This is a genomic window from Nocardia sp. CY15 (assembly GCF_009829295.1).
Lineage (GTDB): Bacteria > Actinomycetota > Actinomycetes > Mycobacteriales > Mycobacteriaceae > Nocardia > Nocardia sputi.
The window spans coordinates 205740-219488 of the sequence record NZ_VUOT01000008.1; the positions used below are offsets into that span (position 1 = coordinate 205740).

Annotated in this window: 12 protein-coding genes; 8 read left to right on the plus strand and 4 right to left on the minus strand. The window is 68.2% G+C overall.

All coding sequences use genetic code 11. The features are described from left to right. Positions 1 to 21: 21 nt before the first annotated feature. The 6 genes from GVY39_RS13140 to GVY39_RS13165 all read left to right on the plus strand — a co-directional run bounded on the left by GVY39_RS13140 (position 22) and on the right by GVY39_RS13165 (position 6570). Positions 22 to 2193 carry a hypothetical protein gene (locus GVY39_RS13140; RefSeq protein WP_236565437.1) on the plus strand — a complete coding sequence of 724 codons (2172 nt, stop codon included), beginning with the start codon at positions 22 to 24 and terminating at the stop codon, positions 2191 to 2193. After that, a complete protein-coding gene (locus GVY39_RS13145) occupies positions 2190 to 2681 on the plus strand; it encodes a GtrA family protein (protein ID WP_223516971.1) in 492 nt (163 codons plus the stop codon). The genes GVY39_RS13140 and GVY39_RS13145 overlap by 4 nt, the downstream gene beginning before the upstream one ends. Positions 2682 to 2818: 137 nt before the next feature. Beyond that, positions 2819 to 5005, plus strand: a complete 2187-nt coding sequence (locus GVY39_RS13150) for a hypothetical protein (RefSeq protein WP_370523788.1) — start codon at positions 2819 to 2821, stop codon at positions 5003 to 5005. Positions 5006 to 5091: 86 nt separating this feature from the next. After that, a complete protein-coding gene (locus tag GVY39_RS13155) occupies positions 5092 to 5595 on the plus strand; it encodes a GtrA family protein (protein WP_236565433.1) in 504 nt (167 codons plus the stop codon). 10 nt (positions 5596 to 5605) lie between these two features. Further along, positions 5606 to 5836, plus strand: a complete 231-nt coding sequence (locus GVY39_RS13160; RefSeq protein WP_159923997.1) for a Trm112 family protein — start codon at positions 5606 to 5608, stop codon at positions 5834 to 5836. A gap of 356 nt (positions 5837 to 6192) precedes the next feature. Continuing rightward, positions 6193 to 6570, plus strand: a complete 378-nt coding sequence (locus GVY39_RS13165) for a L,D-transpeptidase (RefSeq protein ID WP_236565434.1) — start codon at positions 6193 to 6195, stop codon at positions 6568 to 6570. A gap of 21 nt (positions 6571 to 6591) precedes the next feature. Here the strand turns inward: GVY39_RS13165 and GVY39_RS13170 are convergent, their stop codons facing one another. The 4 genes from GVY39_RS13170 to GVY39_RS13185 form a co-directional block, all read right to left on the minus strand. Beyond that, a complete protein-coding gene (locus GVY39_RS13170) occupies positions 6592 to 7230 on the minus strand; it encodes a TetR family transcriptional regulator (protein ID WP_159924001.1) in 639 nt (212 codons plus the stop codon). Next, positions 7227 to 8021 (minus strand): ABC transporter permease, encoded by a 795-nt coding sequence (locus GVY39_RS13175; protein ID WP_159924003.1) that lies wholly within the window; start codon positions 8019 to 8021, stop codon positions 7227 to 7229. Before GVY39_RS13175 ends, GVY39_RS13170 begins: the two co-directional genes overlap by 4 nt. Beyond that, a complete protein-coding gene (locus tag GVY39_RS13180) occupies positions 8018 to 8749 on the minus strand; it encodes an ABC transporter ATP-binding protein (RefSeq protein ID WP_159924005.1) in 732 nt (243 codons plus the stop codon). The genes GVY39_RS13175 and GVY39_RS13180 overlap by 4 nt, the downstream gene beginning before the upstream one ends. Before the next feature lie 88 nt (positions 8750 to 8837). Continuing rightward, the gene (locus GVY39_RS13185) at positions 8838 to 10352 is read right to left on the minus strand and encodes a multicopper oxidase family protein (RefSeq protein WP_159924007.1); all 1515 of its coding nucleotides are present in this window, start codon (positions 10350 to 10352) and stop codon (positions 8838 to 8840) included. 332 nt (positions 10353 to 10684) lie between these two features. On the opposite strand from GVY39_RS13185, the gene GVY39_RS13190 reads away from it, so the two are divergent. Beyond that, the gene (locus GVY39_RS13190; RefSeq protein ID WP_159924009.1) at positions 10685 to 11326 is read left to right on the plus strand and encodes a DNA-3-methyladenine glycosylase; all 642 of its coding nucleotides are present in this window, start codon (positions 10685 to 10687) and stop codon (positions 11324 to 11326) included. Positions 11327 to 11920: 594 nt separating this feature from the next. After that, a complete protein-coding gene (tyrS, locus tag GVY39_RS13195) occupies positions 11921 to 13210 on the plus strand; it encodes a tyrosine--tRNA ligase (RefSeq protein ID WP_159924011.1) in 1290 nt (429 codons plus the stop codon). Positions 13211 to 13749 lie beyond the last annotated feature (539 nt).

Here is a 13749-nt window from a genome sequence, read left to right on the forward strand (position 1 = left end):
GGGGTCATCACCGCGCTCGGAGTGGTCGCGGGTTACCTCGCTGTCCTGCTGGCCAACGCCAGGCATTTCTTCACCGACGACACCGAGTCCCAGTACACCTCGCTGTGGGTCGGCCTGGGCCGTGCGCTGCGCGCGGGGGAGTTCCCGGTCATGGTCCCCGAACAGTGGATGTCGGGCAACAACACCATGGACGACGCGGGACTGTTCAATCCGCCGCAGCTGCTGATCGATCTGATCGCACCCTCGGTGGACAACGTCGCGCTGTACGCCACCGTTGTGAAGCTGATCTTCTCGATCATCGCAGCGCTCGGGGTGTACCGCGTCTGCCTCGCCTACGGCGGGCGGCCGGCCTGGTCGGCGGTGGCGGGCATCGCGCTGCCGCTGTCGGGCTTCTTCCTGTTCTTCGACGAAGCCAGCTGGATGACCGCGCTCACCGGCACCGCGTGGCTGGTGCACGCCTGGGCGGCCTCGGTGCGCTACACGCGCGGTCTCGGCGGGCCCGTCCCCGTCTTCGTCTACCTGTATCTGACCATCTCGACGCAGTACATCTTCCCGGCGGTGGAAGCGGTGCTGATGCTGGTGGCGGTGGCCGTGGGCGAACTCGTGTACCAGCGCAAGTGGCAGCCGGTGCTCCGGCTGACCCTCGCGGCGGGCTGCGCCGGGCTCGCGGGTCTGCTGACCTTCTTGCCGTCGATGCTGTCGGCGAAGGTGACTTGGCGCGGCACCGCGCAGATCAACAACGACCAGTTCCTCACGGTGCCGTGGTCGGAGTCGTTGAACGCCAGCCTGCCCAGTTCGCTGCCCGCGTTCAGTTCGTGGTGGGGTTACGTGCAGCCGCTGCCGGTCACCTACATCGCGTGGTTCCTGATTCCCGCCCTGGCGTTCATCGACTGGCGCCGGGCCAAGGAGTCCTGGCGGGAACTCAGCGCGGTCGCGATCTTCGCGATCATGATGCTGATGTGGACCGCGGGTCCCGGCTCGGTCGGACCGCTGCGCTGGCCGGCGCGCGTGCTGCCGATGCTGGCCATCGGCCTGCTCGTGCTGGTGTGCGTGCTGCTGGGCCGCTACGGGACCGTGCGCGACCCGAAGAACCGCGGCACAGCGGCGGGCGTGCTGATCCTGCTGCTGTGGGTGCGCTCGTTCTCCGCCGACCCGCACGACGCGATCTGGCACGTAGTCGCGGCGCTCGCGCTGGCCGCCCTGGTGGCCGCGGCGGTGTGGCTCGGGCGAACCAAGGGGACCGCGGCGGTCTGCGCTCTCACCGTCCTTGCGATGTTCCCGATCGCGTACTTCCAGGTCAGCGCCGCGCAACCGACTCCGATGTCGTGGAACCTGCCCGCGAAGCGATCGGAGGCCAAGGCGGCGTTCCCGGACTTCGCGGGTACCTCGATCCAGCTCGGCGACCGCGGTCTGTTGCAGCCTCAGGACAAGAGCGTCGAGGGCGCTTACGGGTCACTGGTCTTCGGCAACTACGCTCGCGGCGTCGAACTCGACTATGTGAACGGTTACACCCCGAGCGGTCACTTCTACTTCGGCGAGATGCTGTGCATGCGCTGGGACGGCAGCGTCTGCCCGGACGCCTACCGGCGGATGTTCGCGCCGGAGCAGTCCACGGGACGGCCGCTGGTCGACCTGATGAAGCTGGACCGGGTGGTGCTGCAACGAGCGCTGTTCCCGGACGCGGGCAACCAACCGGCGCCCGAGGGCTGGAAGTGGGTGGACTATCCCGGTCACGAGCGCTACATCGCGGTGCTGGAACGGGTGGACGGACTCGTCTCGACGAAGAACGGCCGCGTCGCCGCCGCCGACGACGTGACCGCGACGTCCATATCCGAAACCGACACCACCAGCCGCGTCCGCGTGTCCTCGGCCGACGGCGGCCGGGTCGTGTTCGCCCGGCTGGGCTGGCCGGGATACCGCGTCACCTTGAACGGCGAGTCTCTTCCGATCACGACTGTCGCCAAGTCCTTCGTCGCCGTCGAGGTTCCCGCGGGTACCCAGAACGCCGAACTGGTGCTGACCTGGCGTCCCCCGGGCTGGAAGATCGGCATCGCCACCGCGCTGGCCGGCGTGCTCGGCCTCGGCGTTCTGCAGTGGCTGTATATCCGCTCCCGGCGACGCGAGCAGCCGGAGCAGACCGGCGCCGCCGAACCCGCCGAGACGGATCGCGAATTGGCGGACGTCGTTTCGTGAAGACGAACGCGCGTCCCGTGGTCGCGGATCCCGGCGCGGCGGCACCGGAGCCCGAGGCAGGCCTGCTGGTGCGGGCGGTCCGTCGTCAGGAGGTGGCATTCGCCCTGGTCGGCGCGTGCAACACCCTGCTCGGCATGGGGCTGACGGTCGCGTGGCTCGCGGTGCTCGGTGACGCGTGGCCGCCCGCCGTCTCGGTGGTGCTGGCCTACGGCATGGGGATCGTCGTCGCTTTCGTTCTGCACCGAACCCTCGTGTTCCGGGTGCGCGGCCGGGTATTGCGCGACTTCGCCGGCTTCGTCGTGGTGAATTCCGGTGGGCTGCTGATGAACACGGTGCTGCTGTCGCTGGCCGTCTCGGTGCTGCACCTGCCGCGGATTCCGGCGGCGGTCGTGGTGATGGGGCTGGTCGCGTTCGCCAGTTTCTTCGGCCATCGCTACATCTCGTTCCGCCGTAGGCCGGAGACCCCGTCGGCGCACGCGACCGGATAGCGCCTTCGCCGACGGCCTTCCGGCACTGGCTTGCCGGAACGGCGCCGAGTTGCGGGTATGGTCTGTGACTCGTGGCCGAACGTCGAACCTTTCCTTCGCGAGAAGATCTCACATGGGGCGCTATCACGGCGCTCGGGGTGATCGCGGGATACGGTGCCGTTCTACTAGCCAATGCCCGGCATTTCTATACCGACGACACGGAGTCGCAGTACGCCCCGCTCTGGGTGATGCTCGGCCGGTATCTGCGCGAGGGACGTTTTCCCGCGCTGGTGCCCGAGCATTGGATGGCAGGCAACTACGCCATCGAAGAAGCCGGTCTGCTCAATCCGCCGCAACTGCTGATCGACCTGATCGCTCCGTCGGTCGACAATCTGGCGCTGTACGCCACCGTGGTGAAGCTGATCTTCGCGATCATCCTCGCGCTCGGCGTCTATCGGATCTGTTCGGCCTACGGGGCGAAGGCCCCTTGGGCGGCGGTGGCCGGCGTCGCCATGCCGTTCACGGGATGGCTGCTGTTCTTCGACGAAGCCAGCTGGATGACCGCGTTCACCGGCACCGCCTGGATGGCGCACGCGTGGGCTTCGGGGGTGCGGTACGCCCGCGGGCGCAGCGGGCCGATTCCGACGTTCGTCTTCCTGTACCTGGCCATCTCGGTGCAGTACATCTTTCCCGCGGTCGAGGCCGGTCTGATGGTGGGCGCCGTCGCGATCGGCGAACTCGTCCATCAGAAGGCGTGGCGGCCCTCCCTGCGCCTGCTCACGGTCGCGGCCTGTGCGGCTCTGGCCGGATTGGCGACCTACCTGCCGAGCATGCTGTCGGCGAAGGTGACTTGGCGCGGCACCGCGCAGATCAACAACGACCAGTTCCTCACGGTGCCGTGGTCGGAGTCGTTGAACGCCAGCCTGCCCAGTTCGCTGCCCGCCTTCAATTCCTGGTGGGGGTACGTGCAGCCGATGCCGGTGGTCTACATCGCGTGGTTCCTGATTCCGGCGTTGGCCTTCGTCGACTGGCCCCGGGCGCTGCGCGCCGCGCGCGAATTCGTCGCGCCCGCGCTGTTCGCGGTGATGGCGCTGATGTGGACAGCCGGGCCCGGCGCGATCGGCCCGCTGCGCTGGCCCGCCCGGGTGCTGCCGATGGTCGCGCTCGGCCTGCTGGTACTGGTGTGCGTGCTGCTGGGCCGCTTCGCGACCTTCCAGGACCGGCGGCGGCGTGGCATCGCGGCCGCGGTGCTCATCGGCCTGTTGTGGGCGCGTTCGTTCTCGGCCGCCCCGCAGGAGGTGGTCGGGCACGTCCTCGCGGCGCTCGGTGTGGCCGCGCTCGGCGCGGTGGCGGTCTGGCTCGGGCGCAGCCACGGCACGGCGGCCGCGTGCGCGCTGGTCGTCGTTTCGGTGTTCCCGATCGCGTATTGGCAGGTGTCGGCCGCGCAACCGACGCCGATGGGCTGGAATCTGCCGGAGAACCGGTCGGAGATGAAGGCCGCGTTCCCCGATTTCGCGGGCACAACGCTCCAACTCGGGGACCGTATGCTCATCCCGCCGGCGGAACGGAATCTCTCCGGTGCGTATGGCTCGCTGGTTTTCGGCAACTACGCCAAAAATCTCGAGCTGACCTACGTCAGCGGGTACACCCCCAACGGGCACTACTGGTTCGGCGAGACGCTGTGCATGCGATGGGACACCAGCGTCTGCCCGGACGCCTACCGGCGCGCCTTCGCCGCCGAGCCGACCACCGGCCGGACCATCGTCGACTTGATGAAAGTCGATCGGGTCGTGTTGCATCGCGCCCTGTATCCGGACGCGCGCGACCAGCCCGCGCCCTCCGGCTGGAGGTGGGTCGACTATCCGGGGCACGAGAAGTACATCGCGGTGCTGGAACGCATCGACGGCCTGATCTCGGCCCGCGACGGCCGGGTCGCGGCCGTCCAGGGCGTGACGGCCACATCGGTCGCCGAATCGGACACGACCAGCAGGGTCCGCGTGAGTTCGCCGGAGGGCGGGCGGGTCGTCTTCGCGCGGCTCGGCTGGCCGGGCTACCGGGTGACGCTGGACGGCCGCGAGATCCCGTCCACCCTGGTGGCGAAAACCTTTGTCGCGGTCGATCTTCCGGCTGGCAGCTCCGGTGAGCTGGTGCTGTCCTGGCAGCCGCCCGGCTGGCGGATCGGCGTCGCCGCGTCGCTGCTCGGGATGCTCGGCATCGCGCTGCTGCAGTGGGTGTACCGGCGCGGCAGGCGGCGGCCGGACCGATCGGTCGAAGCAGGTGACGCGCCGTCCCCGGGCGACACGGCCGTGACACCGGAGACCGACTTGGCCGACGCCGTCCGATGAACGGGGGCGCGGCGGATCGAGTCGGCGCGCCGACGACGGGTATGCGGCGCGACGTCGCGGGTGTGACGGAGGCGCCTCGGGCCTTCGTGACGGACGCCCGGCTCACCGGCGTGGCGGAAAAGACCACGCCGCTTCCCGCCGATCCCGGTCCGCTGCTGCGATTGGTGCGACGTCAAGAGATCGCGTTCGCCCTCGTGGGCATGGTGAACACGGGCCTCGGCATGGTCTTGACGGTGACGTGGCTGGCGGTGCTGGGCGAGCGGGTGCCCGCCGCCGTCGCACCCGCCCTGGCCTACAGCGTCAGCGTCGTCGTGGCGTTCCTCCTGCACCGGACCCTCGTGTTCCGCGTGCGCGGACGCCTGAGGCGCGATTTCTTCGCCTTCGTCGCGGTGAACTCCGGCGGGCTGGCGCTGAACATGGCGCTGCTCCAGGTGGGGGTGTCGGTCCTGCATCTGCCGCGCATCCCGTCGGCGGTCGCGGTGATGGCGCTGGTGGCCGGCGCCAGCTTCTTCGGGCATCGCCACATCTCGTTCCGCCGGACGCCGGCGCTCGGTGTGGACGGTTCTCGGTCCGGTCCGCCCGGGAGGTAGGTTTTCTCGTATGCCTGAGCACACCACCCTGGACGCCACACTGTTGAGCCTGCTGGCCTGCCCGCAGGACAAGGGACCGCTGCGGCTGGTCCGTGCCGCCGACGGCAGCGCGCTGCTCTACAACCCGCGCCTGCGCCGGGCATACCCGATCGAGAACGGCATCCCGGTCCTGCTCGTCGACGAAGCCAGGGACGTCACCGACGCCGAACACGACGCGTTCATCGCGCAGGCCGACGCCTGATCCTCCGCACGTCCTGCTGCCATTCCTCTCCCGTCGGCCTCGCGGCGGTCGGGGCGGCCCCCGGGCAACGGATGAGTCACGGTCGTTTTGCCTCCATTGACCGTTTGAAGCCGGGTCCGCCATGATCATTTGCACCTCGAGACGGTCCATTCGCTCCAGCAAAGGGGCGGTGCGGCCAGCCTGACGAGCGGCACAGGTGGCGTATGGGGAGAGAGGTCGGGAACGTAATGAGCAGCTCGCGTTTACGTAACTGGACAGCTCGATGTGCGATTGCCTGCGCGGCCGCGGCGGGATTGGTCGTAGCGGCGCCCGCGCAGGCGGAACCGCTCTGGCCGGGTGGACCGGACATTCCGGGTATGCCCGCCCTGATTCCGCCCCCGCCGCCGGTCGCGCCGTGTTCCACGGCGGCCCGTGCGTGCATGCGGCTGTCGACGGATGAAGCCTGGCTGATGGACGAGGGCAAGGTGGTCTACGGCCCGACCCCCATTTCGCACGGGATGCCCGGATACGAGACGCCGCCCGGAGTCTTCCGCGTGTCGTTCAAGAAGGAGTTCCATTGGAGCACCATGCACAACGCTCCGATGCCGTACGCGACCTTCTTCAACGGCGACATCGCCTTCCACGTCGGCCCGATCGAGAAGAAGTCGCACGGCTGCGTCCGGATGACCCACGAGGGCGCGAAGGCGTTTTACGAGTACCTGTGGCCGGGTGACGTCGTGGAAGTCGTGGAGTGACGGCCCGCGCAGCGGTGACCTTTACGCCGGTCTCCGCGTGATGTCACCGGTCAGATAGCGTTGCAGCGTCGGGCCCACCGTGGCCGCCAGGTCGGCCGCGGGCATCGAGGCCAGCGGCTCGACGCCGATGATCTTGCGGCCCACCAGCACGCCGATCATCTGCGACGCCACCAGTGCGACCCGGGTGCGACCGTCGTCCTCCGGGGTGGCGATGCGCTGGCGGACGCGTTCCAGCACGACTTCCAAGAGAAACGTCCTGGCCAGCGCCGGGTCGTCGTTGCCGGCCAGGATGCTGCGCACCACCGCGACCACACCGGGACCCGCCGGGGAGTCCCATACCCCCACGACCGCGCGAATGATGGTCTCGCCCAACTGTTCCAGGGGCACGGAATCGAGGATCCGCAAGGTCGCCTCGGGATCCACCGGCAGCTCCACCACCGCTGCGAAGAGCTGTTGCTTGGTGCCGAAGTAGTGGTGCACCAGGGCCGGATCCACCCCCGCGTCGGCGGCGACCGCGCGCACCGAGGTCTTGTCGAAGCCCGCCTCGGCGAAACGCGCGCGGGCGGCCGCGAGGATGGCCTCGCGGGCGCCCGATCGCCCTGGTCGACGCCCGGTGCGCAGGGGCCGCTCGGCACCGCCGGAATCGTCGCCTGCCCTCACTCGGTCCGCCGTCGTAGCGTCGCCGCGCCCAGGCACAGGGCGACGATCGCGAATGCCGCGACGATGGCCAGGTCACGCCACATCGCACCGGTGACCTCCGGATGCACTGAAACCTGTTGCAGCGCATCGACCGCGTAGCTCAACGGCATCACGTCGCTGATCACCTCCAGCCAATCGGGCAGCTGGTCGCGGGGAACGAGCAAGCCGCACAAGAAGATCTGCGGTGCGACCACGACCGGCATGAACTGTACGGCCTGGAATTCGGTGCGGGCGAAAGCGCTTGCCAGCAGGCCGAGGGCCACCCCGCACACCGCGTCGACCACCGCGATCAGCACGACCCAACCGGGGCTGCCCGCCGCGCCGAGCCCCAGCAACCCGAAGGAGACCAGGCAGGCGACGGTCGCTTGAGCGGCGGCGGCCAGCGAGAACGCGGTGCCGTATCCGGCGAGCAGGTCGAGTTTCGTCAGCGGGGTGGACAGCAGCCGCTCCAGCGTGCCCGAGGTGCGTTCGCGCTGCATGGCGATCGCGGTGATCAGGAACATCACGATGAACGGCAGGATGCCGAGCATGCTGATGCCGACTCGGTCGAACAGCGAGACCGGATTCATCGGGTTGGTCGGGGTGTCCTTGTAGATGAAATACAGCAGCGTCATCAGCAGGGCGGGAACCACCAGGATCATGGCGACGGTGCGGTGGTCATTGCGCAGCTGCCGCAGGATGCGACCGGTGGTCGCGGCGTAGGGACGCATCGTGGGCGTCCGCCGGGGCGCGGCTGCCGAGGTGGCGGTCATGCGTTCTGTCCCATCGTGATCAGTGTGAGGAAGGCGGTCTCCAGGTTCTGTTCCCCGGTCCGCGCGCGTAGTTCGTCGGGACTGAGTTGGGCGAGCAGCTGACCGTCGCGCATCAGCAGCAGCCGGTCACAGTGCTCGGCCTCGTCCATGACGTGACTGGACACCAACAGGGTCGTCCCGTTCGCGGCCAGCTCGTGGAACTGCTTCCACAGCTCGACCCGCAGCACGGGATCAAGACCGACCGTCGGTTCGTCCAAGACCAGCAGCTGAGGTTGGGCTACCAGCGCGCACGCGAGGGACGCGCGCGTCTTCTGGCCGCCGGAGAGCTCGTCACCGCGCTGCTGGGCGTGCTCTGTCAAGCCGACCGCCGTGATCGCGTCGTCGACGTCGGAGCGGTCGCGGCCGTAGAGCGCGGCGAAGTACGCGACGTTCTCGCGGACGCTGATGTCGTTGTAAATGCTCGGCGCCTGGGTGACGTAGCCGATCCGGTGGCGCAACGCCGCGGAGCCCGCCGGGATGCCGAGCGCGGTGACCTCACCGGACTCCGTGATCTGAGTGCCCACGACGCAGCGCATCAGCGTGGTCTTGCCGCACCCGGACGGACCGAGCAGCCCGGTGATCGAACCGGACGGGATGGTCAGCGAGACGTCGCGCAGGACCTCCCGGCCGCCGCGGCGGACCCGCAGGTTCCGTACTTCGACTGCGGGGGATGGGGTGGGTTGCGACACGGCCGCCTCAATTCATCGAGTGTTGAATTCACTATGTGATGAATTTATCTCGCCTGGGCTGACCAGGCAAGAGCGCCGGACCGAGTAATCAGTGGCCGTGGTGTGTCGGCGGTCTGCCCGCTGCCTGGCCCGGGTCCACGACCACGAACTGGCCCATCATCCCGAGGTCCTCGTGCCAGAGCAGGTGGCAGTGGTACATGTACGGCGAGTCGGTATCCGCCGGGCCGTCGAACCGCATGGCCAGTCGCGCCGTGCTCCCCGGGGGCAGGTAGATGGTGTCCTTCGGCCCGGCCGGCGGTGGGCCGTCGTTCAGTGCGAGCACGCGGAACTGCACGTCGTGGACGTGGAAGTTGTGCGGCATCCCGTCGTTGTTGCGCACCACCCAGGTCTCCGCGGTGCCGCGAGTGACCGCGAAGTCGATGCGGTCCATATCCATCGGCGTGCCGTTGATCCCGCTCAGGTTCAGGTCGAAATGCCGTTCCCGCACCGAATCGCCGCCATCCGGCGTGGTGGGCGAAGCCAGCGTCGCGGGTAAGGCCGGTGAGGGCCGCAGCGTCTGGGCCGCGCGCAGTTCGAGAAGGTCGAAGGTGTCGTCCCCACCGGAGAAACGCTGGGTCCAGAAATCGAGCCCGGCGTCGAGTTCGCCGCTGCGCAGCACGGTGCGCTCGCCCGGCCGCATCCGCACCACGATCTCGGCTCGCTCGCCCGGCGACAACCGCAGCCGAGCCAGGCTGCTGGGGCGTTCGACCAGGCCGCCGTCCGTGGCGACGAGGAAGAACGCGCGCAGGTCGGAGAACTCGAAGGTGTAAGTGCGTGCGGTCGAAGCGTTGAGCAGTCGCAGGCGGAGGAGTTCATCGGCGACGTTCCGGTAGGGCGCGAGCGCCCCGTTGACCATCGTCCGATCGCCGAGGAATCCGGCATCGCGGAACACCCTGTGCGCGGAGTCGAATGCCGCGCCGTCGAATCTCACGTCCTGCACGATCACCGGCAGGTCGTCCACGCCGTAGGTCGAGGGGAGTGGCAGATCGGTGGACACGTCGTCGTCGAGCAGGAACATGCCTGCCAATCCGCGGCGCACATGGCTCTCGGTCGCGCCGTGCGGATGGGGGTGATACCAGAGCGTGGCAGCGGGTTGATCGATGCTCCAAGTCGGCGTCCACGCCGCTGCGGGCGCGATCATCTGGTGCGGGCCGCCGTCCATCGCGGCGGGCAGGTGCATACCGTGCCAATGCACGGTGGAGGCCTCCGGCAGGTTGTTGCGCACGGTGACCGCCACCTTCTCCCCGCGCCGCGCCCGCAGCGTCGGACCCAGGTAGTCGCCGTTGAAACCCCAGGTCTCGGTAGCCCGGCCCGGGAGGAATTCCCTCCGCCCCGGTCGCATGTCGAGTTCGAACGTACGAATTCCGTCGGTGCCGAGCCGGGACGGCGCGAGTGGAGGAACGACGAGTTCGTTCCGGAAGTCGGTACTGCCGACCGTGGATACGGTCGCCTCGACGTACACCCGGGCCACGCCGGCGAATATGGCCAGAACCAGCAGAGTCACGACGGAGACGAGGACCAGGAGCAACCGTCGCCACCTGCGCGGCCGGGAATCCGAAGACATGGACCGACGGTAGAATCGACGGCGCTCCAACACATCCGGGAGCGTCCCTATTTCGTCCCCGTCCCGCCCCTGACGGCAGGCGACGCAACCGTCAGGGTGGTCCGGCCGCCGTGCGATCGCCTCGTCCGACTCGGAACACAGCTCGGGGACTCACGTCCCGGCCCGTACGCCTGTCCTATGGTCGTCACCACCCGCGAACCCTGCCTCGGTGATCCGACCGTTTGGATCGGCTCAGCGGCACCCCTTCAGGGTTCCGGCGTGATCGATCCGAGTGTGGGCTGCGCGCCGCGGTCACAGTGGCTCGGCGAGCCATGTCGGAGCCGTCGAGGACAATGGCGACTGTGTGTGCCCATACTGTCGAGGAACTCGCCGTCGAACCACCCGCCGCCGCCCGGCGCTTGCTCGGAGCCACGTTGCGGTCGGGACCGGTCGCGGTGCGCATCGTCGAAGTCGAGGCCTACGGGGGCGACCCGGCCGGGCCGTGGCCGGACCCGGCTTCGCATTCCGGTCGTGGCCGGACCAAGCGCAATGAAGTGATGTTCGGTCCTGCCGGTGTGCTGTACGTCTATCTCAGCTACGGCATGCACACCTGCATCAACGTGACGAGCGGCCCGGATGGAGTCGCCAGCGCCGTGCTGATCCGCTCCGGCGAGGTGATCGAGGGGCTCGAGACCGTACGGGCGCGTCGCCCGGGCGCGCGCTCCGATCTCGGCTTGGCCCGTGGGCCGGGCAACTTCGGCAGCGCGTTGGGAATCACGTTGAGCGACTACGGAACTCCACTGTTCGATCCGTCATCGCCGATCCGGTTGGAATTGAACGGCCCGGTCGAGGCCGCCGAGATCACGAGCGGCCCGCGGGTCGGTGTCAGCAGCGCGGCGGACGTGCCGTGGCGGTTCTGGCTTCCGGGTTCGCGGGCGGTGTCGGTGTACCGCCGCAGTCCGCGTGCTCCGCTGCCCGCCGTGAAGTCCGCCTGACGATCGCATCCTGCGGACACTCCGGATCCTGCTCGGCCTGTTGCTGATCATCGCCTCGGGCTGCCGAAACTCGTCGGTGAGGCCGACGCCGTGGGAATCTTCGACGAGATCGGCTTCGGCGATGGCTCCGATACCTCACAGGCTTGATCGAGGTCGCGGGTGGTGTCGGGCTGCCGGTGCCGCGGCTGAGCGGTCCGACCGCAGCCGGGCGCTCCGTCACCATGACATCGGCGGGAGCCACCCAGGCATTCATTCATCGTGGGCGCACCCGCGCTGGCGCCGTTCCCGCTGGTGCCGGTCGTGGTGTTCGCCTGGATCGCCTACCAGCGGCACGACAGCATCGCCGCGCGGTGCGTGGAACGCTGTCTCGTTGAGCGAAGACGCGAACGAGGACGGTCGGTCGACTTCGGTCCACCAGCCGCCGTGCCGCGTTGTAGTCGGCCATCGCGGCAGTCTCGACCTGATAGGCGTTCAAGGTCGATGCGCCTCCCAGGTGCCGGCGACGGTCGGTGAGAGTCCGGCAACTGTCCACGCCGTGCCACGACACCGAGGTCCGCACGAGGCCGTGGACCTCGTGCGGAAAGATAGGACAGCGTGAGCGGCGACATCATCGACGAACTGACCTGGCGCGGACTGATCGCGCAGTCCACCGACCTGGATGCCTTGCGTGCGGCGGCGGCCGCCGGGCCGCTGACCCTGTATGCAGGCTTCGATCCCACCGCCGCCAGCCTGCACGCGGGCCACTTGGTGCCACTGCTGGCCCTGAGGCGTTTCCAGCGAGCCGGACACCGCCCCATCGTGCTGGCCGGTGGCGCCACCGGGCTGATCGGTGACCCGCGCGACGTCGGCGAGCGGACCATGAACTCCGCCGACACCGTCGCCGGCTGGGCCGAACGGATCCGATCCCAGTTGGAGCGTTTCGTCGACCTGGACGACTCACCCACCGGTGCGGTCATCGTCGACAACATGGACTGGACCGGGCCGTTGTCCGCGGTGGACTTCCTGCGCGATGTCGGCAAGCACTTCTCGGTGAACGTCATGCTGGCGCGTGACACCGTCAAGCGACGACTGGAGGGCGAGGGCATCTCCTACACCGAGTTCAGCTACATGCTGCTGCAGGCCAACGACTACCTGCAGCTGCGCCGCAACTACGGTTGCACACTGCAGGTGGGCGGCTCCGACCAGTGGGGCAACATCATCGCCGGCGTCGAGCTCAACCGCCGGGTGGACGGCGCGTCCGTGCACGCCCTCACCGTTCCGCTGGTGACCTCCGCCGACGGCAAGAAGTTCGGCAAGTCCACCGGCGGCGGCAGCCTGTGGCTCGATCGCGAGATGACCAGCCCCTACGCCTGGTACCAGTACTTCGTGAACACCGCCGATGCCGACGTGGTGCGCTACCTGCGGTGGTTCACGTTCCTGTCCCGCGAGGAACTCGACGAACTGGAGCGGGCGACCGCCGAACGCCCGCACGCCAGGGAAGCGCAGCGCAGGCTCGCGGCCGAGATGACGACCCTGGTGCACGGTGAAGCCGACACGCGCGCCGTGCAGCTGGCCAGTCAAGCGCTGTTCGGCCGGGGCGAACTGCGAGAGCTGGACGAGGCGACCCTCGGCGCGGCATTGCGCGAAGCTGCGATCGACGGCGAGGTCGCGCAGGTCAAGGCAGGCGAGCCGAACACCATCGTGGATCTCTTGGTCGCGACCGGCTTGTCCGAGAGCCGTGGGGCCGCTCGCCGCGCGGTGAACGAAGGCGGCGCCTCGGTGAACAACGAGAAGATCTCCGATATCGATTGGACTCCGGCCGATGCCGACTACCTGCACGGACGCTGGCTCGTCCTGCGGCGCGGCAAGAAGAACCTCGCCGGAGTTCTGCGGGCAGGGGTGTAACCTCGTGGTGGCTTGAATCACATCCGTGTGATTCAAGCCGCCAATCACTCCGAATCCCGCCCTCTGACCTGCGGAAACGCTAAGTTGTTCAGGCGATTTGACGTAGCGTTATCCGCCGCGTAACTTAGTCCAAGTCAGAGCGACACGGACACCGACCCGGAGCCGAGAAGCGAAGCGGAGACGCTGAGCGGATGGACCGGGAAACGAGGTAGGACGAGGAGCGCCTGATATACGGAGTGGCGTGGGTCATCCGGCAGGACTTGACTTCGGTTGACTACGTGCTTAGACTGGAAAAGTTGCCTCACAGAAGGTTCGGTTGAGACCGGCCCGGATGTGTGTGCGTGTGTTCTTTGAGAACTCAATAGTGTGTCGATGAATGTCAGTGCCAAATATTTTTTGGTTCCGGCTCTTGCACTCCCCGTGTGGAGGGTCGGGCATTTTTTGTCAGCTTTTTGCTGGCGATTGTTTTGCTAGGTTTTCGGACTCTAGTTTTTGATCTGATTGCACCCTTTCGGGGGTGTGGTTGTGAGTCTTCAACG